Source organism: Clostridia bacterium, assembly GCA_017438525.1.
Lineage (GTDB): Bacteria > Bacillota > Clostridia > Oscillospirales > RGIG8002 > RGIG8002.
In genome coordinates, this window is sequence record JAFRVI010000057.1 from 27317 (window position 1) to 50156 (window position 22840).

Genomic DNA, 22840 nt, shown 5'->3' on the forward strand with positions numbered 1-22840 from the left:
ACAACCTCCCTTTTCGGAATGAAATAATAACTATAACAGTTTTCCCTTTATTACGGAGAACAATTCGTTTATCCGTTCGCCCTCTCCGGCGAGATAAAGCCAGCCGAAAAGCGCTTCGACGCCGGTGGCGCGGCGGTAGTCGGTGACCTCCGCCTTCTTCGGCGGCGTCGACGCGGTGTTGTTGCGTCCGCGCTTGTAGACGGCGGTCTCCTCCTCCGTCAGCAGCGGGAGCAGAAGCTCCGCGGCCTCGCTCTGCGCGCGGCAGTTGACCTCCGCCACAGACAGATTATGCAGGTTGCGGCGGTCGGGGTGCGTTTCCGCAAGAAATTCCCTGACGAGCAGCGAATAGACCGCGTCTCCGACGAAGGCGAGCGCCTGCGTCGGTACAGAGGCGAGCTTTTCGCGCGAAAGCGGCGCGTCACTTGATATAATCAAATTCATACTCTCCTATGCGGACGGTATCGTCCTCTTTTATGCCCGCTCTCTCGAGCATATCTATCGCTCCGCTGTCGACCAGCAGCTTCTGGAAGTACTGGAGCGATTCGTAGTCGCTGAAGTTGGTGTTGCCTATCGCCTTCTCGAGTCCGCCGCCGGTCAGCTCGTAAACTCCGCCGACGACCTTGACCTCGATGGGCTTCATCGGGACGAATTCTTCTTCCGGCTCGATATCCGGCTCGTAGACCTTTATCGGCGGGAGCTCGTCAAGCTTGCGAACGATCGCGGCAAGGAGCTCTTTGACTCCCTCGCCCGTCGCGGCGCTGATCTGATAAAGCTCGTAGCCGTGCTTATCCGCGTACTCGCGGAGCAGCTCGAGCTGCTCGGGGATCGCGGCGTCGATCTTGTTGGCGGCGATGATCTGCGGACGCTTCGCGAGCTCCGCGTCGTAGACCTCGAGCTCCGCGTTTATCTTCTCGAAATCCTCTATCGCGCTCCTGTCCTCCGTTTCTGCGGCGTCGACGAGATGGACGATGAGGCGGCATCTGTCGATATGCCGCAGGAAGCGGTGACCGAGTCCGGCGCCTTCTCCCGCGCCCTCGATGAGACCTGGGATGTCCGCCATGACGAAAGATCTGTAGTCGCCGATATCGACGATGCCGAGATTGGGATTTATCGTGGTGAAATGGTAGTTCGCGATCTTCGGACGCGCGTTGCTGACGCGCGAAAGCAGCGTCGATTTCCCGACGTTCGGGAAGCCGACGAGCCCGACGTCCGCGAGCAGCTTCAACTCGAGTTCGAGCACGCGCTGCCTGCCCTCCTCGCCCGTTTTCGCGAAGCGGGGCGTCTGGCGCGTAGAGGTCGCGTAGTGCTGGTTGCCGGCGCCGCCTTTGCCGCCCTTCGCGGCGACGAAGCGGTCGCAGGCGGACATATCCGCGAGCAGTCTGCCGGTCTCGGCGTCGCGGATGAGCGTGCCGCGCGGAACGCGTATCTCGAGGTCCGCGCCGCTCTTGCCGGTGCAGCGCGCGGAAGCGCCGTTCGCGCCGTTTTCGGCGGCGTACTTGCGCTTGTAACGGAAGTCTGACAGCGTGGCGAGGTTTTCGTCAACGACGAAGACCACGTCTCCGCCCTTGCCGCCGTCGCCGCCGTCGGGACCGCCGGACGCGATATACTTCTCGCGGTGGAAGGAAACGGCGCCGTCGCCGCCCTTGCCGGACGCGATCTGGATTTTTGAATAATCGGTAAACATATCTTTTCTCCGCAGGGGTCAGATAACGCGGACTCCGCCCTGTTTCCTCACCGAAAGCACCTTGCAGCTTCCGGCGCCGAAGACCTTTTCCATTCCTTCTTTGTACCTTTCGAGCAGATCGAGCGGCACGAAGGCCTGCATCGTACCGGCGAAGCCGCCGCCGTGCACGCGGCAGCCGCCTCTGTCTCCGAGCAGCTCGCCCGCGAGCGCGAGCGCGAGGGCTATGCCCTGCTCGCGCGGACGGCTGCCGCAGAAAACGTTTTGGTTAAGCATATAAGACGATCTGCCGGACTCGTTCAGCAGGCGCAGGAACGAATCGAAGTCGCCGCTTTCGAGCGCGGCGCGCTGGGCGTCGACGCGGCGGTTCTCGTTGAAGAAGTGCAGCGCGCGGAGCACAGCTCTGTCGCCGGTTTTTTCGCGCAGTTCGGGAATCGCGGCAAGAAACTCCGCCTCGTTCACGTCGCGCAGGACGGCCTTGCCGAAGTATCCGGCGACCGACTTCATCTCCGCGGGGATGGCGGCGTATTCGTCCGTCAGGTTGGCGTGGCTCCCGCCTGTGTCGACGACGCAGAGCGCGTGTCCGCAATTGGCAAAATCGAAATCAATCTTGCTCACCTTCGGCTCGGCGGGGTCGCCGAAGTCTATGCCGATGAAGCCGCCGACGGAGCAGGCGGTCTGATCCATAAGTCCGCAGGGCTTGCCGAAGTAGACGTTCTCCGCGTACTGCGACGCGACGGCGATATAGACGGGATCGAGCGAGCCGCCGTTGAAGAGGCAGCTTATTATCGTGCCGATAAGCACCTCGAACGCCGCGGAGCTGGATAGTCCGGAGCCGCGTATGACGTCGGAGGTCGTGTATGCGTCGAAACCGCCGATCGCGTATCCGTCCGAACTCAAGCGCGCGAGCATTCCCGCGATGAGCGAACGCGAGCAGGAAACGCCCTTCTTGAACTCGGCGAGCTTTGCTATATCAATAACGTCGGTGCTGTCGAAGCCATTTGACTTGACGGTAACTTTGTTTCCGCCGTTTTTCGCGACTACGGCGATGACGTCGAGGTCGACCGCGGCGGCGATGACTTTGCCGTGATTGTGGTCAGTGTGGTTGCCGCTTATCTCGCTTCTGCCGGGTGCGGAAAAGACGTTCACTTCGCGCTCGCCGTAAAGCTTTCCGAACTCCCCGAGCGCCTCGGCGTAGCGCGCTCGCTGGTAATTGAGCGCCGCCGTGCCGTAAAAGCCGGAGAGCAGCGCGTCGTATTCTCCCGCGAGGACCGCGAGGCGTAATCTTTCGTTGGTCATAGGTATCACCCTGTCGTTTTACATAGTTTGCGGCTGCCTTAAAACGGGCAGCCGCCGATGTTATTCACTTCGCTCCGATCATTCCTCGGGACGATTGCGCTTGTTGACGATGTCCATGACCGCCTGGAAGTCGGTGAAGGAAATGTCGTCGTTGTCCTCCTCCTTCGGCTTCGCGGCGCGAGGCGCAGGAACTGGAGCCGGAGCGGGTGCCGGAACAGCGGACTGACTCGCGCTCTTGTTGCCCATCGAGAAAACGAATGGAGAGGTCAGATCCTCAAACGGATCGACGTAAGACGAAGAGGAAGAGGATCCCGATGGCACTCCGCCGCTGAATCCGGTGGCGATGACCGTCACGCGCATCTCGTCTTCCATATTCTCGTCGACGGTGTAACCCCAGATGATGTTCGCGGAGGGGTGAGCCGCTTCCTTGATCATATTCGCGGCGGTCTCGACGTCGTCGAGGGAGATGTCGGGCGAGGCGGCGAAGTTGAGGATGACGCCTCTCGCTCCGTTGATGGACGTTTCAAGCAGCGGAGAGGAAATGGCGGCCTTCGCGGCCTCAACGGCCTTCTCCGGACCGTTGGCGTGTCCCACGCCCATATGCGCGAGACCCGCGTCCTTCATGACCGCGCAGACGTCCGCGAAGTCGAGGTTTATCAGCGCGTCGGGCAGCTTGATGAGGTCCGAAACGCTCTGTATGCCCTGGCGGAGAATGTCGTCCGCCATATCGAACGCGTTGAGAAGGGTTATCTTCTGCTCGCTGACGAGCTTGAGTCTGTCGTTGGGAACGACGACGAGGGAGTCGACGTGCTCCATGAGCGCGCTGATGCCGGTCTCCGCCTGGCTCATCTTGTACGCGCCTTCAAAGCCGAAGGGCTTGGTCACGATCGCGACGGTGAGAATGCCCATTTCCTTCGCGACCTCCGCGATGACCGGAGAAGCGCCCGTGCCGGTGCCGCCGCCCATTCCGGCGGTGATGAACACCATCTGCGCACCGCGCAGGGCGTTCGCGATCTCCTCGCGGCTCTCCTCGGCGGAACGCTGGCCCTTTTCGGCGTCGGCGCCCGCGCCTCTGCCCATGGTCGTCTTCGCGCCTATCTGTATCTTGGTGGGCGCCTTGGACATAAGCAGCGCCTGCGCGTCCGTATTCACTGCCACGTATTCAACGCTCTCCACGCCCGACTTGATCATTCGGTTGACCGCGTTGCCGCCGCCTCCGCCTACGCCCACGCATTTTATGCATACTATCTGTTCGTCGTCGTTGATAAGTTCCATCGCCATTACCGAGAACCTCCCGTTTATTATAGTTTATTATTCGCTGCCTTCGCTCTCGCCTTCGGACGAGCCGTCGCCTTCCGACGAGGCGTCGCCTTCCGACGAGGCGTCGCCTTCCGACGAGCCCTCGCCTTCGGAGCCGCTTCCCTCGCTCGAGGAGGGCGAGCCCCTGCCGGCGTAGAGCTTGTCCCCCGACGTGACGTCGATGGTCCACTCGCCCACCGAGGGAAGCGAACCGTTGATCCACGTCTTGACCATCCGCACCTTATAATCGAGGTCGGAATCGCCGCCGAGTTTGGCCGTGACCCTGCCCTCGAGCTTCATATTTACGCTTATCGGACTGGTGAAGACAATATTATTGATATTTATTATATCATTTTCTTTCAATATCGTCAATAAGTCAAGCAATATTTTTTCTGAAATCTCGGAATCTGCCTTCGCAGTCTCCCCTTCATCCGTAATATCGAGTGTTATACCGCTTAAAACAGGTGTCGTTTCCGGCTCGACGGAGGTTATCTCCATAACGCGAAGTTCCTTTGAAAGCAGCGCCCAGCGATGTTCGCCGACGAGACAGCAGCATGACGGCTCCGCCTCGACGACCTTTATCGTCACGGTCGACGGCAGTTCGCGAACGACCTGCACCTCGGAAACGTAAGGCAGCGCCTTGAGTATCTTCTCTTTTATTGCCGACTTGCTCATACGCAGCAGGTTGTCGCCCGTTTCGACTCCCGACGCCTTCACCACCTGCGCCTCAGTGTAACGGCTGTTACCGCTGACCTTTATCTGCGAAGCGTTGAAGAATACCGTCAGCGACAGGATAAGACAAACGACGCAGACCAAAAGCAGCAGTATGAGATATACCGCCGTCTTGCGTCTGCGCCTGTATTTCTTTTTGCGTCTGGCGTTATACTCCCGAAGCTTCTCGGAAGCCGCCGCCTGCGTGCGCTGTTTCATTTTTCACGTTCCTGTATATTTTTGCGCCTGCGGCGGCGAACGCCGTTTCGACGCTTTCATACCCTCTGTCTATATGTCTTATTGCCGAGATTTCGCTTCTTCCCCGCGCTCCGAACGCGGCTGTGAGCAGCGCGGCACCTCCGCGCAGGTCGGTGCATTCGGCTTTCGCGCCGGTCAAAAACGGCCTGCCGCGTATAACTGCCAGCGAGCCCTCGGCTTTTACGTCCGCGCCGAACTTCGCGAGCTCGCGCAGATAGCGGAAGCGGCCGTCGAAGACGGTCTCGTTGATCACGCTCACACCGTCCGCGAAGGCGAGCGCCGCCGCGAGAAGCGGCTGTGCGTCCGTCGGGAAGCACGGATACGGCGCGGCGCGTATGAAACGCACGGCCTTCAGACGTTCCGGCGCCGTCACGGTAAGACCGCTGCCGGACTCGCGAAAACGGCATCCCGTTTCCGAAAAGGCGGATATCACCGCCGTCATATGCTTCGGCTCCGCGCCGTAAAGCGTAAGCTCCGATCCGGTCGCGGCGGCCGCGGCAATATACGTCGCGGCGGCTATCCGGTCAGGGATGCAGACATGTTCACAGTCGCCGAGCGCTTCAACTCCGTCGATTATCACAACGTCGCCGCCGGCTCCGCTTATCCTGCCGCCCTTTGCGTTTATGAAATCGGCGAGCTCGGTTATCTCCGGCTCCCTCGCCGCTCCGACGAGCACCGTTCTGCCCTTTGCCGTCGAAGCCGCTATTATGACGTTCTCGGTCGCGCCGACGCTGGGATAAGAAAGCACGATCTCGGCGCCCTTAAGCCGCCCCGCGCATTCGCAGAACATAAGTCCGCGGCGCTCGGTAACGTCGGCTCCGAGCAGGCGCATCGCCTCGAGGTGCAGGTCTATCGGACGCCGCCCCAGCATGCAGCCGCCGGGAGCGGAAACGACCGCCCTGCCGCAGCGTGCGAGCACCGCGCCGAGAAATATCACCGACGACCGCATACGGCTCATAAGCTCCGGAGGTATGTCGCACCGCGGCGTCCGCGACGCGTCAACCGCCACCGTATCTCCGTCGCGTTCGACTTCGCAGCCGAGCAGCCGCAGTATTTCAACGGAGCTGTCGGTATCGGTCAGGCGCGGACAGTTGCGTATCACGCTCCTACCGCCGAGTACGGACGCGGCAAGCGCCGGAAGCGCGCCGTTTTTCGCGCCCTGCACCCTTATTCCTCCGTGAAGCTTATTTCCTCCGTCAATAATAAGGGTTTCCATCCGCGACCTCCGAAAAAGCATTTACGTGCCATTCTATGCCTTTTCGGAAGCGGGAGTGAAGCGCGCTTATCTGCCGGCTCTCTCCAGTTCGGCGGTTATGCAGTCGAAAACCCGCTCGCCGTAGTCGTAAACGGCGGCTTTTTTCAGGTTTTCGGTCATTTCGTTTCTTTTCGCGTTATCGAAGATAATGGTTTCAAGCCCGTCCTCGAGCGCCTTGCAGTTGTAGTCCTTATCGTCGACAAGGATCGCCGCGCCGGCGTCCGCGAGGTGCTTGGCGTTGTGGAACTGGTGGTTATCCGTGACGTTGGGCGAAGGAATGATTATCGCGGGCTTGCCGGCCGCGCTCATCTCCGCGAGGGAGCTCGCGCCGCAGCGGCACACGACCGCGTCGCAGGCGGTCATATACTTCGGCATATCCTTTATGTACTCGAAGACGCGGATGCTCCCGCCCGTCTCGACGCCCGCGTCGGCGAGCGCCTTCATGAATTCTTCGTAATAGAACTTACCGATGCCGTGGACGATCTGTATCTTCTCTTCCTTGTGGTGTCTGATGATGTAGGCGAGCATCGCGTCGTTGATCGTGCGCGCGCCGAGACTGCCGCCCGAGCAGAGCAGCAGCGGACGGTCGTCGAAGCCGAACTCGCGGCGGCACTCCGCCTTGTCGAGCTTCAGCAGGTCCTCGTAGATCGGTACGCCCGTGACTACGCTGCGCGTTCCCTCCGGCAGCTGCGCGGCGGCCTCCGGGAAAGTCAGCATGACCGCGGAGGCGTACTTCGCGGCGAGCTTCGTCGTCATGCCGGCGACGGCGTTCTGCTCGTGGATGAGGCAGGGTATGCCGAGCTTGTGCGCGGCGAGCAGCGTCGGGCCGCTGACGTAGCCGCCCATGCCGACGACGATATCCGGCTTGAACTCCCTGTATATCTTCTTGCACCTGCGGCGCGAGGTGAATATGCGGCGGAGCGTGCCGAGATTATAGGGCGAAAGACTGCGTCTGAAGCCCCTGATGTCAATGAATTCTATTTTGAAGCCCGCTTCGGGCACAAGTTTCGCTTCGATGTGGTTCTCGGTGCCGATGAAAAGTATTTCCGCGTCTGGCATACGGCGCTTTATGTATTTCGCGGCCGCGATCGCGGGGTTTATGTGGCCGGAGGTGCCTCCGCCGGCGAATACTATCCTCATTTTCATCTTCCTTCCGGTATTGAAATCAACCTTTTTCGGTGTTGGAATAGCGGGAAATATTGAGCACGACGCCCATTTCGAGCAGCAGCAGAACGAGCGAGGTGCCGCCGTAGCTGAAGAACGGGAGCGAAATGCCCGTGCTGGGGATGGCGTTGCTGACGACGGCAATGTTGAGCAGCGTCTGCGCGCCGATCTGTGTCATTACGCCGACGCAGATAAGGCAGCCGAATTTATCCCTCGCCTTCAGCGCGATGCGGAAGCCGCGCCAGACGAGCAGCGCGAAGAGCAGGATTATCACCACCGCCCCGATGAAGCCGAGCTCCTCGCAGGCGATCGAAAAGATATAGTCGTTATGCGCTTCCGGCAGGTATCCGTATTTCTGCTGTGAGTTTCCGAGGCCGAGCCCCATGAGGCCGCCGGAGCCGATCGCGTAAAGCGACTGGATTATCTGATAGCCCTCTCCCTGCGGATCGGACCACGGATCGAGCCAGGCGTTGACGCGTTTGCCCATATAACTCGTCATACTGACGACCAGAACGACGAGCAGCAGTACTACAAGGAAACACAGCAGCAGGTGTTTCCAGTTCGCGCCGCCGACGAAGACCATCACGACGCCGATTATCACCAGCAGCAGCGCGCTGGAGAGGTGCGGCTCGATAATGACGAGCAGAGCGAAGACGCCGGTTATTCCCAGCGGGATCATTATCCCGCTCGTGAAGGTCGACATCTTGTCGTAGTTTTTGGCTATGACGTGCGCCAGCACGAGGATCATTCCGATCTTCGCTATCTCGGAGGGCTGAAAGCGCAGACCGAGATAGAGCCAGCGGCGCGCGCCGTTGACGGTTACGCCCATCGGGAAAACGAGGATGAGCAGCAGCACCGAAACCGCCGCCGCCACCCACGAAAGCTTGCGGTAGATGCGGTAGTCCAGGCGCGAGGTCACAAGCATTGCGCCGACGCCGAGCAGCGCGGCGATAAGCTGCCTTTTGATGTAGTACATACTGTCGCCCTCGTCGGCAAGACCCGCGGCGTAGCTCGCGGAAAACAGCATTACCAGACCGCTGATCAGCACCAGGACGACGAGCACGAGGAAGGTCAGATCCAGCGGCGGAAGCTTTTCTTTATTCACTTTTTCGGCTTTCGCGACCGCGGAAGTTCCCATACCTGCCCGTTTACCCCTTACAGTTTAACAAAGTACACCCACAGGAACGCGCCTGCGCAGAAAAGCAGCGTTATGCCCATGGCAGTGAATACGATCCTGATTTCAGACCAGCCCTTTTTCTCAAAATGGTGATGTATCGGCGCCATCAGGAAGACTCTGCGCTTCGTGCGCTTATAGTGCAGTACCTGGATGACGTCGGAAAGTATCTCTATCACATAGATTATGCCGACGATGAGGAATATCAGCGGCATCTTCAGCGCAAAGCAAAGCGTGCCGACAAGTCCGCCGAGGAAAAGCGAGCCGGTATCGCCCATAAACACCTTTGCCGGATAGAAGTTCCAGACGAGGAAGCCCATCATGCCCGCGGCGAGCGCGGCGGCGATGATCGAATAGCCCTCCAGCTTGAACGCCGAGGCGGTCAGCAGGAAGAACACCCCGACGATCCACGTCACGCCGGAGGCGAGTCCGTCGAGGCCGTCCGTTATGTTGACGGCGTTTACTATGCCTACCATCGCGATAACGGTCAGCGGATATATCGCCCAGCCGATGTCAATACTGAGCTTCGTGAACGGTATGTCTATCTGCGAGGAAAGCAGACCGCTGAGCGCCATCGAAACGGTGAAGGCAATAGCCGCCGCAAACTGCAGGAACAGCTTCTGCCTGACGGTTACGCCGAGATTCTGTTTCTTCGACACCTTTATGAAATCGTCGATAAAGCCCACCAGTCCGAAAAGCAGGGCGGTGAGTCCGCAATAGATTATGCCGTATTTTTCGCCGCTGTCAGCGGCCTTGCTGAGCGCGAAGGGGACAGCGGCTCCGATGCCGAGGATGAACATAATGCCGCCCATCGTGGGAGTACCCTGCTTCTTCTCATGCCAGGTCGGGCCGTCCTCCCTTATCGACTGCCCAAAGCGCAGCCGGCGGAGCAGCGGTATAAGCACGAGTCCGCTCAGCGCCGTAACGGCGAAGCTCAGACACGCTGCGATAACGATATAATAATCACTCATCGCGATTCCTCTCTCTTCCGTTTATTTCTGCCCTGCGGCAAAAACTTCCTCTATTACTTCTTCAAGACGCTGCGCGCGGGACGCCTTGAAAAGCACGGCGTCGCCCTCGTGAAGCGTTTCCTTCAGCCCCTGCGTCAGCGCGGGCTTGTCGGGGAATATCACGACGCTGCCGCGCCTGCCGGCAACGGAGTTGAAGCCGCGCTCGTAATCCGCGGCGAACTTGCCGTAGATCATAAGCAGATCCGCGACGGACGCCGCTTCCCTGCCGACGCGTTCGTGCGCGGCGGGCGAGTAGTCGCCCAGCTCGACCATATCGGAAAGCACCGCTATACGCCTGCCCTCCCCCGTCTTTGACAGCAGCGAAAGCGCCGCCGACATGGAGTCCGGAGCCGCGTTGTAGCAGTCCTCGATGACGGTCACGCCGTCCTTTTCGTAGACGGTCTGGCGCATTGCGGCGGGGCGGAAGCTGCCGATGCCGCGTATCGCGGAGAGCGGCTCCGCGCCCGCGACAGTCGCCGCGGTGAATGCGCCGAGCGCGTTGTAGACGTTGTGTCTGCCGCTGACCGGCACGATCATATCGTATTCGCCGGAAGCGGTCTTTATCCTGACTTCGCTGTGATTATCGCCCTCGCGGAGTATCTCCGCGCTGACGTCGGCGTCGCCGAGCAGCGAGTAGCGGATTATCCTTATGCCTTCGGGCTCCGTCACGGTGGAAAGCATATCGTCGTCGCCGTTGAGCACGAGCGTTCCGCCCGGCTTCATACCTTCGACGATCTCCATCTTCGCGTTCAGTATCTCCTGTCTGCTGCCGAGAAGACCGATATGCGAAATGCCGATGTTGGTGATTATCGCGGCGTCCGGCTTCGCGGCGCGCGTCAGGCGGCTGATCTCGCCGCGTGCGTTCATGCCCATCTCGATGACCGCCGCTTCGACGCTCTCGTCGAGGCGGAGCAGGTTGAGCGGCATTCCGATGTGGTTATTCAGGTTGCCGTCCGTCTTTATCGCGTTTCTGCTCTCGGCAAGCGCGCAGTAGGTCATATCCTTTGTGGAGGTCTTGCCTACGCTGCCCGTCAGCCCGATGAGGAACGGATGGAACATATCCCTGTAAGCGCCCGCGAAGCGCAGAAGCGCGTTAGTGGTGTCGTCCACGCGCACGACCGGAACGGCGCACTCACAGTCGTCGTGCGCCATAACGGCGGAAGCGCCGCGTTCGCACGCCTCCTTTATGAAGGCGTGGCCGTCGAGCCGCTGCCCCTTTATCGCGATATAGAGCGAGCCGGGGATGACCTTGCGCGAGTCTATCGCGACGGAAACGACTTCTCCGTTCCCCGTTGCGAAGCCACCGGCGAGCTTTGCGACCTGTTCAACCGTGAGCTTTATCATAAAGACTCCTCCCCTCGCGAGTTAATTTTTCGAGAGTATATCGGCGACGATCTCGCGTTCGTCGTAGTGTATCTTTTCCGTACCGAGTATCTGGTAGGTCTCGTGCCCCTTGCCCGCGAGGATAACGACGTCGCCGGCCTTCGCTTCGGCGAGCGCTGCGGCAATGGCTTCCGTGCGGTCTGTGATGACCGTGTAGGGCGTTCCGGCGTCCTTCACGCCCTCGAGGATATCCGCGATTATCGCCTCCGGATCCTCAGTGCGCGGGTTGTCGGAGGTGACGAAAAGATAATCCGCGAGCGCGGCGGCGGTCTCGCCCATCAGCGGCCGCTTCGTCTTGTCGCGGTCGCCTCCGCATCCGAAGAGGCATATTACTCTTCCTTCGGCGAAGTCGCGCACGGCGCGGAGGATATTTTCGACTCCGTCGGGCGTATGCGCGTAGTCGATTATTACGGTGTAATCGGTATCCGTCGGGACGACCTCTAATCTGCCCTTGACGCCGCGGGAAACCGCAAGCGCCTCCTTAACGGTAGCGAGCGGGATGCCGAGCGCGTAGGCGGCGGAGGCGGCGGCAAGCGTGTTATACACGTTGAACATACCGGGCATACGGGTGATGATGCGCGCGATATCACCGCGCGTAACGAGCTCGTAAGCGGCGCCGGTGCTCTTAAGTTCCACGTTCTTCGCCGTCAGGTCGGCGTCGTCCGATCGGGCGGAATAGGTCAGCGTTTCGCCCCTCGCCGCTTCAAGCATCTGCGCGCCCGCGGGATCGTCGGCATTTACGACTGCGATACGGGAAACGGCGAACAGCTTCGCTTTCGCGGCGGCGTACGCTTCCATAGTTATATGATAATCGAGGTGATCCTGCGTGAGATTGGTGAAAACTCCCACCTCAAACACGCAGCCCTCGACTCTGCTCTGATCGAGCGCGTGGGAGGATATCTCGCTTACGACGTATTCGGCGCCTGAATCCGCCATCTGACGGAGTAACGAGAAGAACTCCTTCGCCTCCGGAGTAGTGTAGTTCGCGGATACTTCCCTGCCGCCTATTACGTTGGAGATCGTACCTATAAGACCGACGCTGTGACCGGCGTATTCGAGGATGTTCTTTATCAGTACCGACGTGGTGGTCTTGCCGTTCGTGCCGGTGACGCCGACGAGCTTCAGCCGCTTCTGCGGCTTGCCGTAGAAGTTGGAGCAGGCGACGGCGTACGCCTTGCGGCAGCTTTCGACGAAGACGTTGACGCTTCCGTCGCCGGTATCACGTTCGCCGATGACGGCGACGGCTCCCGCCTTCCTCGCGTCGGCGGCGAAGACGTGGGCGTCCACCCGCGTTCCGCTGACGCATACGAAGACGCTGCCTGCCGTGACCTTGCGCGAATCTGCGGTTATATCGGTTATCTCGGCGTCGAGGTCGATCTCCGTTCTGTATTCAATTCCTTCAAGAAGTTCTCTGACAGTCATTTTCATGTCTCCCGATGTAATAAGTGGTTGGAGAAGCTACTGCACCTGATCGTAGTGCAGGAAGGTCACGCTGACGACCGTTCCCATCGGCACCTCCGTGCCGGGCAAAACGCTCTGGGTGTTCACCGTCGTGCCGCTCTTTGAAACGTCCGTGCCCTTTATCCGTATGTTGAGTCCGGCGTTGGTCAGCGCGCCGTTCGCCTCGCGCGAGGTCATGCCGGTGAGGTCCGGTACCTTGACCGTTTCGAGCTGCGCGCCCTCGGTGACGAGCACGACCTGCCCCTTCGCGGGGATGGTGTCGCCCTGGCGCGGCATCTGCTCGATAACGCGCTCGCCGTCGCCCAGCACCTTGCAGCTGAAGCCGGCGTCCGCGACCGTCCTTTTCGCCTCCGAAACGGTGAAGCCGATGGTGTCGGGGACGGTCTTGTCGAGCTTCGCGAGCTCCTTTTCCGTATACGACGGCTCGATGCCGAGGTAAGGCAGCGAATCCTCGAGTATCTTCGCGACTACCGGCGCGGCGCAGGCGGAACCGCCTCTGTTCGCCGTGTTCGGCTCGTCTATCATCACGAGGATCGCGATCTGCGGATCGTCCGACGGCGCGATGGCGGCGAAGGACGCGATGCGCAGGTCGTCTCTGCCCGTTTCGTTCTGCTTCTGTATCTTCTGGCTGGTGCCGGTCTTGCCGCCGACGCGGTAGCCCGCGACGTAGGCGTTCTTGCCGGTGCCGTTGGTGACGACGGATTCGAGCATCTTGCAGACGGTCTTTGACGTTTCGTTAGAGATGACCTGCCGCTTGATTATCGTCTGCGCCGCCTCTATCGTCTTGCCGTCGGAGTCGACTACCTTGCCGAGAATATGCGGCTGAACGAGGTAGCCGCCGTTGGCGACGGCGCACATCGCGGTTATCACCTGCAGCGGCGAAACGGTGAAGGTCTGGCCGAAGGAAGCGACCGCAAGCTCGACAGCGCCCATTGTCTTCGGATCGAAGAAGACGCCGGCGCTTTCGCCGGAGATGTCTATCCCCGTCCTGCCGAGGAAGCCGAACGCCTTGGCGTATTCGCAGAACTTCGTCACGCCGAGCAAGCTGCTGAGCTTGATGAAGCCGGGGTTGCAGGAGTTCTCGAGTATCTGCGTGAGCGTTTCGGAACCGTGTCCGGCGGTGTACCAGCAGCCGATATGGCGGTCGGCGACGGTCACGCCGCCTCCGCAGTAAAACGTGGAGTTGAGGTTGACCACGCCCTCCTCGAGCCCCATCGACATGGTGAACATCTTGAAGACGGAGCCGGGGTCGTAGGTCGACGTGACCGCTTTGTTGTTCCACATCGCTGTCAGCGTCCTGCGTCGCAGGTCGTCGTATTCGTCGCCCGTGAGCTTGCCGAGCTCCTCGAGCACGGCTTCGTCGGTGATTTCATATGGCTGATTCGGGTCGTAATCGGGGTAAACCGCCATGCCGAGCACCGCGCCCGTCTTGACGTCCATCACTATCGCGCAGCCGCCCTCGGCGGCCTTCGCGCGCTCGACGCCCCATTTCAGATGCTTCTCGCAGAAGTTCTGAACACCCTGGTTCACCGTAAGATAAAGGTCGTAGCCGTTTATCGGCTCGATGCGGGTCTCGTACTTGCTCGTCATCTCGCCGGTGAGCGTGTTGCGCGAGGACATCACCCTGCCGTCCGTTCCGCGCAGGTAGCCGTCGTAGTACGCTTCGACTCCCTCTAGCCCCTGATTATCCGCACCGGTAAAGCCGATAAGGTGCGACGCGAAATTGCCGTAGGGGTAATACCTCTTGGTATTCTCTTCGAACGTGACGCAGGTTATGCGCTTCTCCGAAACGAATTCGCGCACCCGCTCGGTCACGTCCTTCTCGACACGGCGTTTCACGCGTTCGTACTTGTTGTTCTTTTTAGTCTGCGCGTAGACGGTGTCATAGTCAAGCTCGAGTATTTCGGCGAGTCCGGACGCCAGCTCGGCGCGCTTGTCGTCGCTCTTGATGTCCGACGGGTTGATAACGATGTCCCAGACGGTCGCGCTCTGCGCGAGGACGACTCCGTTGCAGTCGAGGATGTTTCCGCGCTTGGCGTGGATGGCGCTGTCCGTCGTCTGCTGCTCCAGCGCCTTCTTGCTGTAGAAATCGTGATCGATAAGCTGCGCCTTCGCGAGAACTCCCGTTAAAGCGACGGAACCGAGCACAGCGATAATAAGCGCCACGGCGGTGGCGCGAACTCCCATTCGCTTGCTCGGTTTCTTAGCCATAATATACCTCTGACGCCGCCCGAAGCGGCTGAAATACTGTCCTCAAATCATAATACTTATCGCCGTTTGCGACTATTACTCCGGCGCGAAAAAATGCCCCGTTATATCGAAAAATGCGGCTCGGAACGGCTCTATGCCCCTCACAACCCGCAAATCCGAATCAAGCTGTTTGCCGCGAGCGCCCCGGGGGCGCGCCACGGCTCAGTCGGCGGAGACCTTGTCGCCCTCCGCGACGGTGAAATATTTATACTGATACTTTTCCGCCTTGACCATGCCGTAGCTTTCGGCAAGCTCGCTGACCTTCTTCATCGAGAAGGTCTGGTCGATCTCTACCTGCAGCAGCGTGTTCTGCGAGGTCAGCTCGCGGTTGCGTTTTTCGGCGGCCTTTATCGCCGAGGAAAGCTCGTTCGAGCGCATATACGAGAAGAGCAGGCCGACGACGAACGCCGCAACGACGGCGAATACGGCGAGATTAGCCCAGACGGATTTCGCCATGGCTTTTTTCGAATTATTCTTTTTTTCAACGAGCTTCAGCTGTACGGCGTGCTCGGTCGGCTTACGCTCCTCGAAACGGGAGAAGTCGTAGGCGAGGTTTTCTCTTACCATGGCTATATCCTTTCCGCAGCGCGAAGTTTCGCGCTGTGCGATCTTTTGTTTTCTTCAAGCTCCCTTTCGGACGGGAGTATCGGTTTTTTCGTAAGCACCTTGACCTTCGGCACCGTGCCGCATACGCATACCGGCAGGTCGGGCGGACAGGTGCAGGTCCGCGCCAGCTCCGCGAAGGACTGCTTTACTATGCGGTCCTCGAGCGAGTGGAAGGAGATCACCGCAGTCCTGCCCGCGACGTTCAGCATATCGCAGAAGGTCTCCATCAGCCGCTTCAGCTCGCCGAGCTCGTCGTTGACTTCGATGCGTAGCGCCTGGAAGGTGCGCTTCGCGGGGTTTCCGCCCGTTCTTCTCGCGGCGGCGGGGATCGCGCTCTTGATTATATCGGTCAGCCGTCCGGCTGTTTCGATGCGTTCTCTTTTGCGCTCCTCGCAGATGAAACGCGCGATGCGGGAGGCGAACTTCTCTTCCCCGTATTCGCTTATTATCCGCGCGAGCGCCCTTTCGTCGGCTCCGTTGACCAGGTCGGCCGCCGTTACGCCGCCGCTCGCGTCCATACGCATATCCAGCGGCGAGTCAGAGGCGTAAGAGAAGCCGCGGGCGATATTGTCGATCTGGAAGGAGGAGATTCCCAGATCGGCGATAACGCCGTCAGCCCGGACACCCATTTCCGAAATGACTTCCGCGGCCTCTCCAAAGCTCCTTCTGACGAACACGGTCCTGTCGGCGTAGTCCTTCAAGCGCGCTTTCGCGGCTTCAAGGGCGTCGGCGTCCCGGTCGAAGCATATCAGTCTGCCGCCTTTCCCGAGGCGTTCGGCGATCGCGAGGGAGTGCCCTCCGCCTCCGGTCGTCAGGTCGACATACACGCCGTCGGGTCTGACGTTCAGCAGCTCTATGGTTTCATTCAGGAGTACCGAATAGTGCTTGAACTCCATCTGTTATATCTCGATGCTGCCGAGCAGCTCCTCGATATCCTCGTCGTCCCTGCGTTCCTCGTCGAGCCACTTGTCGCGGTTCCATATCTCGATATGGTCGCTCATGCCGGCGACGACGACGTCGGTCTCAAGTCCCGCGAACTCGCGAAGGTCGGCCGGCAGGATTATGCGCCCCTGCTTGTCCACCTCGACCTCGAACGCCGAGCCGAGGAAGAACCTCTTGACGCGGCTCTTGCTGACGGGGAGCTTCTCGACGCTTTCGCGCCACGCGTCCCACCTGTCGAGCGGGTAGCCGGATACGCAGTTGCCGTAGCCCTTCGAGACCACGAAGGTCGCGCCCATCTCGTCACGGTACTTCGCGGGGACCGAGACTCTGCCCTTCTGATCGAGCGTGTGGTTGTAGTGTCCTATAAGCATAAGTCCGGCCTCCTTTCGTCCGCGATTTATGGGATTTGTTACCACTGTATGGGATTTCATACCACTATACTCACAATTATACCTATAATTTCAAAAAAATCAACCCCTAATTTGATATTTTTTCAAAAAATTTTTCGTATTCGGGCGGACGTCGGAAACGCGGCGTTTTTCGCGGTTTCCCCGCGGTTTTCCGCAGAAGCCGCCCTCTTTGGACAATCGACGCCCTCCCGCATTTTCCGCCGCGGCGAAACGTCGTTTTTTTCAATCGCCGGAGCATCGGCGCCTCTCAATAATCTACCAATAATTTTTTTGTCGAACGGGCGTATTTTCTCTTGCAATTGAGTGTCTGTTTTGGTATAATACCTTTGTTTGAGAAAAATTCTCCCCGACAATCACAAGGAGGTCATTCAGACAATGGCAAACACCATCACCAAAATCCCCTTCAAGGGAACGAAAGAACAGCAGGAAGAGCTCTTCAAGGCAATCGACAGGTACAGCGGCCAGAGCGGCGCCCTGATCCCCGTCCTGCAGGAAGCGCAGAAGATCTACGGTTATCTGCCCTATGAGGTCCAGAAGATGATCGCCGAGAAGCTGAACGTCTCCATGGAGAAGGTCTACGAGGTCGTCACCTTCTACGCGCAGTTCTCCCTGCAGCCGCTGGGCGAATACAACATCTCCGTATGTCTCGGCACGGCGTGCTACGTCAAGGGCTCCGGCGACATCTTCGAAAAGCTCAAGGAGAAGCTCGGAGTCGACAACGGCGAATGCACTCCCGACGGCAAGTTCCGTCTGGACGCCTGCCGCTGCGTCGGCGCCTGCGGCCTCGCCCCCGTTATGACGGTCAACGACGACGTCTACGGACGCCTCACCGTCGATCAGCTTGACGGCATACTCGCCAAGTACGGCTTCGGCAAGTAACGCCTGCACCGAAAGGAAGCGCCAGATGAAAACCTCTACCATTAAGGAGCTGCTCGACGCGGAAGTCATCTGCGGCGAGGAGTGGCTCGACAGAGACGTCTTTTCCGCCTGCGGAAGCGATATGATGAGCGACGTGCTCGCCTACGTCAAGGACCAGGCGGTCCTGCTGACGGGGCTCGTCAACTCGCAGGTCGTGCGCACCGCGGAGATGATGGACATGAACTGCATCGTCTTCGTGCGCTCAAAGCGCCCCACCGAAGAGATGGTGGCGCTGGCGAAGGAGGACAAGATCGTCCTGCTCGCGACCAAAATGCGTATGTACGAGGCCTGCGGCCACCTTTACGAGAACGGGCTGGTCGGCAACAGGGTGAAGCAATGAGCAACGCCATAACCTTCCATTACGACGTCGACGGCACCGACTTCACCTCGGCCGGTCAGGCATCGGTGCAGATCAAGAAGAACCTGCGTCAGCTCGGGATCGATCCCGAGATAATCAGGCGCGTCTCCATCGCAATGTACGAAGGCGAGATCAACATGGTAATCCACGCCCACGGCGGAGCCGCGGACGTGACCGTTTCGCCGGAAGCCGTCGAGATAGTGCTTTCCGACAACGGCCCCGGCATCGCGGATATAGACCTCGCGATGCAGGAGGGATACTCCACCGCTTCGGACAGCATTCGTTCGCTCGGCTTCGGCGCCGGCATGGGGCTGCCAAACATGAAACGCTACACCGACTCGATGGAGATCGACACCGAGCTCGGCAAGGGAACAACGATCACCATGAGAGTCAACATAGGTTGATTCAATAATTACTTCAGGAAAGGAGCAGTGCGGTATGAACGAATACGAACATTCGGTATGCCTCGAGGTCGAGAAGTGCAACGGATGCACGACCTGCCTCAAGCACTGCCCTACCGAAGCGATACGCATCAAGGACGGCCACGCCGTCATCAACCAGGAACGCTGCATCGACTGCGGCGAATGCATACGCGTCTGCCCCAACAAGGCGAAGAAAGCCGTCTGCTCCAAGCTGGACGCGATGGACGGCTTCAAGTGGAAGATCGCGCTGCCCGCGCCGACGCTCTACGGGCAGTTCGACAACCTCGACGACGTCGACTACGTCCTCGACGGACTGCTGAAGATCGGCTTCGACGACGTCTTCGAGGTCGCCGCCGCCGCGGAGCTCGTCTCCGCCTACACGCGGCAGTACCTGCAGACGGAGGGCGTCAAGAAGCCCGCCATCAGCTCCGCCTGCCCCGTCGTGCTGCGCCTTATCGGGCTGCGCTTCCCCTCGCTGAAGGACAGCATCATCCACCTGCTCCCGCCGATGGAGGTCGCCGCGCGTCTCGCAAGGGAACGCGCCAAGAAGAGCCACCCCGAGCTGAAGGACGAGGAGATCGGCGTCTGCTTCATCTCCCCCTGTCCGGCGAAGGCGAGCTACGTCAAAAACGGCTTCGCGGACTACAAGAGCGCCGTCGACGCGGTCGTCTCCATCAGCGACATATACTTCCTGCTCATCAACGAGATGAAGCACTCTAAAAACACCGACCAGCTTTCCGAATCCGGCATGATCGGTATCGGCTGGGCGTCCACCGGCGGCGAAGCGACCGCCCTTTTCAACGACAACTACCTCGCGGCGGACGGGATCGACAACGTCATCCGCATCCTCGACCAGATCGAGAACGGCAACATCCCCCCGCTCGAGTTCATAGAGCTGAACGCCTGCACCGGCGGCTGCGTCGGCGGCGTTCTGACGATGCAGAACCCCTTCATCGCGAAGGCGCGTCTGCAGACGCTGCGCCGCTACCTGCCCGTTTCGCGCAACTTCATCGGCAAGAACGGCGAGAAGTACATCCCCGACGGCTACCTCTTCAACGACCTGCCGAAGTACCGCCCGATCTCCCGCCTGAGCAACGACATGGCCAAGTCCCTGCGTATGATGGCGGATATCCAGAAGCTCCGCGAGGAGCTGCCGGGCATCGACTGCGGCGCCTGCGGAGCGCCCACCTGCCGCGCCTTCGCGGAGGACGTCGTCAAAGGCAAGACGACGAAGGAAAGCTGCGTCAACCTGCGCGTCGCGCAGCTCGAGAATATGCTCTGCGGCGGGAACTGCGCCGAATGCGCCGAAGCCGACAAGCCCTCCCTGCCCGACGATTTCCACTCGTTCGACTGATCCGAAAGGACTGCGATATGACTGTTAAAGAGTTTTCCGAAAAAAGCGGCTTCGCCCCGATAACGCTGCCCGACGGCGACAGAGAGATCACCGGCGCCTATATCGGCGACCTTCTGAGCTGGGTGATGGGCAGAGCGACCACCGGCGACGCGTGGATAACGATAATGTCCAACATCAACATCGTCGCCGTCGCCTCCCTCGCGGACGCCGCCTGCGTGATACTCGCCGAAGGCGTGGAGCTCGACGAAAAGGTCTCCGCCACCGCCGAGGCGAAGGGAGTCAACGTGCTTTCAGCCCCCTGTGGCGCATACGCCGCGGCCTGCAAGCTGAACGAACTGATATGAACCGCTATTATTACGACCTGCATATGCACTCCTGCCTCTCGCCCTGCGCCGATAACGAATGCACGCCGGGCAACCTGATCGGGATGGGTGTGCTGAACGGGCTGAACATAATGGCGCTGACCGACCACAACACAAGCCGCAACTGCCCCGCCTTCTTCGCGGCGGCGAAGCGGTACGGCATAGTGCCGATCGCCGGCATGGAGCTGACGACCGCCGAGGACATCCACGCCGTCTTCCTCTTCCGCGAGCTCGAGGCCGCGCTGGAGTTCGACAAACTGGTGGCCTCGCGCAAGCCGCGCATCCCCAACCGCACGGACATATTCGGCGATCAGTTCATCGTGAACGAAAACGACGAGACGGTCGGCACGGAGGAGTTCTTCCTCTCCAACGCGACCGATATAACGATAGAAGAAACGCTTCCCCTCGCCCGCGAATACGGCGCGCTCTGCTACCCGGCGCATATCGACCGCGAGGCGAACGGCATACTCGCCGTGCTGGGGACGCTGCCGCCGGAGCCCGACTTCGCCTGCGTGGAGATAAACCGCCCGGAGAAGGTCGAAGAGCTCACGCGGCTCCATCACCTCGAAAGCAAGCATATCATCGTAAGCTCCGACGCCCACTACCTCTGGGACGTCAAGGAGAAACGCGAATATTTTGAGCTCGACGATCAGCCGTACAGCGGCGCGCTCGTCCGACAGCGCCTCTTCGAGCTTCTGGAGCGTCACAAATGAAGGAGCTTTCACTCAACGTACTCGATATAGCGGAGAACTCCGTCAAGGCCGGCGCGTCGCTGACCGAGATCGAGATCGACGAAACCGACGACGTCCTCGTGCTGACGATAACCGACGACGGCTGCGGAATGAAGCCGGAGACGGTCGCCGTCGTGACCGACCCCTTCTGCACGAGCCGCACGACCCGCAAGGTCGGTATGGGGCTTCCCCTGCTGAAGCTGGCGGCGGAGCAGACGGGCGGAGAGCTTTCGGTCGAGTCCCGCTGCGAGGAGGACTTCCCCGACGATCACGGCACGGTCGTCAGGGCGAGCTTCTTCAAAAACCACATCGATTTCACTCCGACGGGAGACCTCGTTTCCAGCGTCACGACGCTGATACAGGGGCATCCCGACACGGATTTCCTCTTTCGCCACTCCCTGCCCGGCGGTGGAGCCGTCGAGCTCGACACGCGGGAGCTGCGCGAAGTTCTCGGGGAGGATATCCCCCTCAACAGCTACGAGGTCATAAAATGGATCGAAGGCAGTCTGCGCGAGCAGTACGCCGGAGAACCGACGGCATAAATCATTCAGAAAGGAAAAAAGCTATGAAGTCATTGGAAGAACTCAAAGCGATCAGAGACAAGATGAAGGACAAGGTCGTACTGCGCGACGGAGTCGCGGATATCCGCGTCGTAGTCGGCATGGCCACCTGCGGCATCGCCGCCGGAGCGCGCCCCGTGCTCAACGCCTTCGTCGAGGAGGTCAACAAGGAGGGCCTCAGCGACAAGGTATCCGTCATCCAGACCGGCTGCATCGGCATCTGCCAGTTCGAGCCCGTCGTCGAAGTCTTCGAGGGCGACAAGGAGAAGATCACCTACGTCAAGATGACCGCCGAAAAGGCGAAGCGCGTCGTCGAAGAGCACCTCAAGGGCGGCAAACCCGTCACCGAATACACGATAGCGGCGCACCAGCTCTGACGCGCCGGCTCCGGCGGATGCCGGAATAATCAAACCCGTATTTTAAGAAAGGATGATATACACTATGATTCGTGCACAGGTATTGGTCTGCGGCGGAACGGGCTGTACGTCCTCCGGAAGCAAAGCGGTTCGCGAAGCGTTTGAGGAAAGCATAAAGAAGAACGGCCTTTCCGACGAGATCAAGCTCGTACAGACCGGCTGCTTCGGACTCTGCTCCCTCGGCCCGGTCGTCATCGTCTATCCGGACGGCACCTTCTACAGCCGCGTTGCGGCGGAAGACGTCGAGGAGATCGTGACCGAGCATCTGCTCAAGGGCAGACCCGTCGAAAGACTCGTCTACAACGACACCGGCAAGGCCGAGGAGATCATGAAGGACGTCGCCCTCAGCGACACCGCCTTCTACAAATCGCAGGAGCGCGTCGTGCTGAGAAACTGCGGAGTCATCGACCCCGAAAACATCGACGAATACATCGCCATGGACGGCTACGCCGCCCTCGGCAAGGTCCTCACCGAGATGACCCCCGACGACGTCATCAAGTGCGTCAGCGATTCCGGACTCCGCGGCAGAGGCGGCGGCGGCTTCCCGACCGGCAGAAAGTGGTCGCTCTGCGCGCCCGTTCAGGCGCCGCAGAAGTACGTCGTCTGCAACGCCGACGAAGGCGACCCGGGCGCGTTCATGGACCGCTCCGTCCTCGAAGGCGACCCCCACTGCGTTATCGAAGGCATGGCGATCTGCGGCTACGCGATCGGAGCCGACAAGGGCTTCATCTACGTCCGCGCCGAGTACCCCATCGCCGTCCAGCGCCTGCAGATAGCCATTGACCAGGCCCGTGAATACGGCCTGCTCGGCAAGAA

At 60.0% G+C, this 22840-nt stretch carries 24 protein-coding genes; 9 read left to right on the plus strand and 15 right to left on the minus strand.

Annotation, left to right across the window (positions count from 1 at the left end):
* Positions 1 to 30: 30 nt before the first annotated feature.
* The 15 genes from IJL83_05810 to mraZ form a co-directional block, all read right to left on the minus strand.
* Positions 31 to 441 carry a ribonuclease III gene (locus IJL83_05810; protein MBQ6553112.1) on the minus strand — a complete coding sequence of 137 codons (411 nt, stop codon included), beginning with the start codon at positions 439 to 441 and terminating at the stop codon, positions 31 to 33.
* The gene (gene obgE, locus IJL83_05815) at positions 419 to 1684 is read right to left on the minus strand and encodes a GTPase ObgE (protein ID MBQ6553113.1); all 1266 of its coding nucleotides are present in this window, start codon (positions 1682 to 1684) and stop codon (positions 419 to 421) included. The genes IJL83_05810 and obgE overlap by 23 nt, the downstream gene beginning before the upstream one ends.
* Positions 1685 to 1702: 18 nt before the next feature.
* Positions 1703 to 2980, minus strand: a complete 1278-nt coding sequence (locus tag IJL83_05820) for a galactokinase (protein ID MBQ6553114.1) — start codon at positions 2978 to 2980, stop codon at positions 1703 to 1705.
* Between the two features lie 78 nt (positions 2981 to 3058).
* Positions 3059 to 4261, minus strand: a complete 1203-nt coding sequence (gene ftsZ, locus IJL83_05825) for a cell division protein FtsZ (GenBank protein ID MBQ6553115.1) — start codon at positions 4259 to 4261, stop codon at positions 3059 to 3061.
* Positions 4262 to 4291: 30 nt separating this feature from the next.
* Positions 4292 to 5209, minus strand: a complete 918-nt coding sequence (locus IJL83_05830) for an FtsQ-type POTRA domain-containing protein (GenBank protein MBQ6553116.1) — start codon at positions 5207 to 5209, stop codon at positions 4292 to 4294.
* Positions 5160 to 6464, minus strand: coding sequence for a UDP-N-acetylglucosamine 1-carboxyvinyltransferase (gene murA / locus IJL83_05835; GenBank protein ID MBQ6553117.1), 1305 nt, complete (start codon positions 6462 to 6464; stop codon positions 5160 to 5162). Before murA ends, IJL83_05830 begins: the two co-directional genes overlap by 50 nt.
* A gap of 66 nt (positions 6465 to 6530) precedes the next feature.
* Positions 6531 to 7643 carry an undecaprenyldiphospho-muramoylpentapeptide beta-N-acetylglucosaminyltransferase gene (murG, locus tag IJL83_05840; protein MBQ6553118.1) on the minus strand — a complete coding sequence of 371 codons (1113 nt, stop codon included), beginning with the start codon at positions 7641 to 7643 and terminating at the stop codon, positions 6531 to 6533.
* Between the two features lie 25 nt (positions 7644 to 7668).
* Positions 7669 to 8805 carry a putative lipid II flippase FtsW gene (gene ftsW / locus IJL83_05845; GenBank protein ID MBQ6553119.1) on the minus strand — a complete coding sequence of 379 codons (1137 nt, stop codon included), beginning with the start codon at positions 8803 to 8805 and terminating at the stop codon, positions 7669 to 7671.
* A gap of 17 nt (positions 8806 to 8822) precedes the next feature.
* Positions 8823 to 9812, minus strand: coding sequence for a phospho-N-acetylmuramoyl-pentapeptide-transferase (locus tag IJL83_05850; GenBank protein ID MBQ6553120.1), 990 nt, complete (start codon positions 9810 to 9812; stop codon positions 8823 to 8825).
* 21 nt (positions 9813 to 9833) lie between these two features.
* The gene (locus IJL83_05855) at positions 9834 to 11195 is read right to left on the minus strand and encodes a UDP-N-acetylmuramoyl-tripeptide--D-alanyl-D-alanine ligase (GenBank protein ID MBQ6553121.1); all 1362 of its coding nucleotides are present in this window, start codon (positions 11193 to 11195) and stop codon (positions 9834 to 9836) included.
* Between the two features lie 21 nt (positions 11196 to 11216).
* Positions 11217 to 12656, minus strand: coding sequence for a UDP-N-acetylmuramoyl-L-alanyl-D-glutamate--2,6-diaminopimelate ligase (locus tag IJL83_05860; protein MBQ6553122.1), 1440 nt, complete (start codon positions 12654 to 12656; stop codon positions 11217 to 11219).
* 36 nt (positions 12657 to 12692) lie between these two features.
* Positions 12693 to 14906, minus strand: coding sequence for a PASTA domain-containing protein (locus IJL83_05865; protein MBQ6553123.1), 2214 nt, complete (start codon positions 14904 to 14906; stop codon positions 12693 to 12695).
* Between the two features lie 201 nt (positions 14907 to 15107).
* Positions 15108 to 15512 carry a hypothetical protein gene (locus IJL83_05870; protein MBQ6553124.1) on the minus strand — a complete coding sequence of 135 codons (405 nt, stop codon included), beginning with the start codon at positions 15510 to 15512 and terminating at the stop codon, positions 15108 to 15110.
* A 2-nt stretch (positions 15513 to 15514) separates the two neighbouring features.
* Positions 15515 to 16447 (minus strand): 16S rRNA (cytosine(1402)-N(4))-methyltransferase RsmH, encoded by a 933-nt coding sequence (rsmH, locus tag IJL83_05875; protein ID MBQ6553125.1) that lies wholly within the window; start codon positions 16445 to 16447, stop codon positions 15515 to 15517.
* Positions 16448 to 16450: 3 nt separating this feature from the next.
* On the minus strand, positions 16451 to 16924 hold the full coding sequence (gene mraZ / locus IJL83_05880; GenBank protein MBQ6553126.1) for a division/cell wall cluster transcriptional repressor MraZ: 474 nt from the start codon (positions 16922 to 16924) through the stop codon (positions 16451 to 16453).
* Positions 16925 to 17278: 354 nt separating this feature from the next.
* On the opposite strand from mraZ, the gene IJL83_05885 reads away from it, so the two are divergent.
* The 9 genes from IJL83_05885 to IJL83_05925 form a co-directional block, all read left to right on the plus strand.
* Entirely contained in the window at positions 17279 to 17782 is a 504-nt protein-coding gene (locus IJL83_05885; GenBank protein ID MBQ6553127.1) for an NAD(P)H-dependent oxidoreductase subunit E, read from the plus strand.
* A gap of 25 nt (positions 17783 to 17807) precedes the next feature.
* Positions 17808 to 18161 (plus strand): hypothetical protein, encoded by a 354-nt coding sequence (locus tag IJL83_05890; protein ID MBQ6553128.1) that lies wholly within the window; start codon positions 17808 to 17810, stop codon positions 18159 to 18161.
* A complete protein-coding gene (locus IJL83_05895) occupies positions 18158 to 18583 on the plus strand; it encodes an ATP-binding protein (protein ID MBQ6553129.1) in 426 nt (141 codons plus the stop codon). Before IJL83_05890 ends, IJL83_05895 begins: the two co-directional genes overlap by 4 nt.
* A 34-nt stretch (positions 18584 to 18617) precedes the next feature.
* The gene (locus IJL83_05900) at positions 18618 to 19955 is read left to right on the plus strand and encodes a 4Fe-4S dicluster domain-containing protein (protein ID MBQ6553130.1); all 1338 of its coding nucleotides are present in this window, start codon (positions 18618 to 18620) and stop codon (positions 19953 to 19955) included.
* Between the two features lie 17 nt (positions 19956 to 19972).
* Positions 19973 to 20299 carry a hypothetical protein gene (locus IJL83_05905; GenBank protein MBQ6553131.1) on the plus strand — a complete coding sequence of 109 codons (327 nt, stop codon included), beginning with the start codon at positions 19973 to 19975 and terminating at the stop codon, positions 20297 to 20299.
* Positions 20296 to 21030 carry a PHP domain-containing protein gene (locus IJL83_05910; protein MBQ6553132.1) on the plus strand — a complete coding sequence of 245 codons (735 nt, stop codon included), beginning with the start codon at positions 20296 to 20298 and terminating at the stop codon, positions 21028 to 21030. Before IJL83_05905 ends, IJL83_05910 begins: the two co-directional genes overlap by 4 nt.
* A complete protein-coding gene (locus IJL83_05915; protein MBQ6553133.1) occupies positions 21027 to 21590 on the plus strand; it encodes a sensor histidine kinase in 564 nt (187 codons plus the stop codon). Before IJL83_05910 ends, IJL83_05915 begins: the two co-directional genes overlap by 4 nt.
* A gap of 23 nt (positions 21591 to 21613) precedes the next feature.
* Positions 21614 to 21985, plus strand: a complete 372-nt coding sequence (locus IJL83_05920) for a (2Fe-2S) ferredoxin domain-containing protein (GenBank protein ID MBQ6553134.1) — start codon at positions 21614 to 21616, stop codon at positions 21983 to 21985.
* Between the two features lie 64 nt (positions 21986 to 22049).
* The coding region (locus tag IJL83_05925; protein ID MBQ6553135.1) for an NAD(P)H-dependent oxidoreductase subunit E at positions 22050 to 22840 on the plus strand (791 nt) is incomplete at its 3' end.

What these genes read in the sequence shown, in the direction of transcription:
- IJL83_05890 (MBQ6553128.1), top strand. Translation starts at nt 17,808, where the DNA reads ATGAAAACCTCTACCATTAAGGAGCTGCTCGACGCGGAAGTCATCTGC.
- IJL83_05820 (MBQ6553114.1), bottom strand. Translation starts at nt 2,980, where the DNA reads ATGACCAACGAAAGATTACGCCTCGCGGTCCTCGCGGGAGAATACGAC.
- IJL83_05830 (MBQ6553116.1), bottom strand. Translation starts at nt 5,209, where the DNA reads ATGAAACAGCGCACGCAGGCGGCGGCTTCCGAGAAGCTTCGGGAGTAT.
- IJL83_05855 (MBQ6553121.1), bottom strand. Translation starts at nt 11,195, where the DNA reads ATGATAAAGCTCACGGTTGAACAGGTCGCAAAGCTCGCCGGTGGCTTC.
- IJL83_05860 (MBQ6553122.1), bottom strand. Translation starts at nt 12,656, where the DNA reads ATGACTGTCAGAGAACTTCTTGAAGGAATTGAATACAGAACGGAGATC.
- murA (MBQ6553117.1), bottom strand. Translation starts at nt 6,464, where the DNA reads ATGGAAACCCTTATTATTGACGGAGGAAATAAGCTTCACGGAGGAATA.
- ftsZ (MBQ6553115.1), bottom strand. Translation starts at nt 4,261, where the DNA reads ATGGCGATGGAACTTATCAACGACGACGAACAGATAGTATGCATAAAA.
- IJL83_05885 (MBQ6553127.1), top strand. Translation starts at nt 17,279, where the DNA reads ATGGCAAACACCATCACCAAAATCCCCTTCAAGGGAACGAAAGAACAG.
- ftsW (MBQ6553119.1), bottom strand. Translation starts at nt 8,805, where the DNA reads ATGGGAACTTCCGCGGTCGCGAAAGCCGAAAAAGTGAATAAAGAAAAG.
- mraZ (MBQ6553126.1), bottom strand. Translation starts at nt 16,924, where the DNA reads ATGAAATCCCATACAGTGGTAACAAATCCCATAAATCGCGGACGAAAG.
- IJL83_05900 (MBQ6553130.1), top strand. Translation starts at nt 18,618, where the DNA reads ATGAACGAATACGAACATTCGGTATGCCTCGAGGTCGAGAAGTGCAAC.
- obgE (MBQ6553113.1), bottom strand. Translation starts at nt 1,684, where the DNA reads ATGTTTACCGATTATTCAAAAATCCAGATCGCGTCCGGCAAGGGCGGC.
- IJL83_05910 (MBQ6553132.1), top strand. Translation starts at nt 20,296, where the DNA reads ATGAACCGCTATTATTACGACCTGCATATGCACTCCTGCCTCTCGCCC.
- IJL83_05810 (MBQ6553112.1), bottom strand. Translation starts at nt 441, where the DNA reads ATGAATTTGATTATATCAAGTGACGCGCCGCTTTCGCGCGAAAAGCTC.
- rsmH (MBQ6553125.1), bottom strand. Translation starts at nt 16,447, where the DNA reads ATGGAGTTCAAGCACTATTCGGTACTCCTGAATGAAACCATAGAGCTG.
- murG (MBQ6553118.1), bottom strand. Translation starts at nt 7,643, where the DNA reads ATGAGGATAGTATTCGCCGGCGGAGGCACCTCCGGCCACATAAACCCC.
- IJL83_05895 (MBQ6553129.1), top strand. Translation starts at nt 18,158, where the DNA reads ATGAGCAACGCCATAACCTTCCATTACGACGTCGACGGCACCGACTTC.
- IJL83_05850 (MBQ6553120.1), bottom strand. Translation starts at nt 9,812, where the DNA reads ATGAGTGATTATTATATCGTTATCGCAGCGTGTCTGAGCTTCGCCGTT.
- IJL83_05870 (MBQ6553124.1), bottom strand. Translation starts at nt 15,512, where the DNA reads ATGGTAAGAGAAAACCTCGCCTACGACTTCTCCCGTTTCGAGGAGCGT.
- IJL83_05920 (MBQ6553134.1), top strand. Translation starts at nt 21,614, where the DNA reads ATGAAGTCATTGGAAGAACTCAAAGCGATCAGAGACAAGATGAAGGAC.
- IJL83_05905 (MBQ6553131.1), top strand. Translation starts at nt 19,973, where the DNA reads ATGACTGTTAAAGAGTTTTCCGAAAAAAGCGGCTTCGCCCCGATAACG.
- IJL83_05915 (MBQ6553133.1), top strand. Translation starts at nt 21,027, where the DNA reads ATGAAGGAGCTTTCACTCAACGTACTCGATATAGCGGAGAACTCCGTC.
- IJL83_05865 (MBQ6553123.1), bottom strand. Translation starts at nt 14,906, where the DNA reads ATGGCTAAGAAACCGAGCAAGCGAATGGGAGTTCGCGCCACCGCCGTG.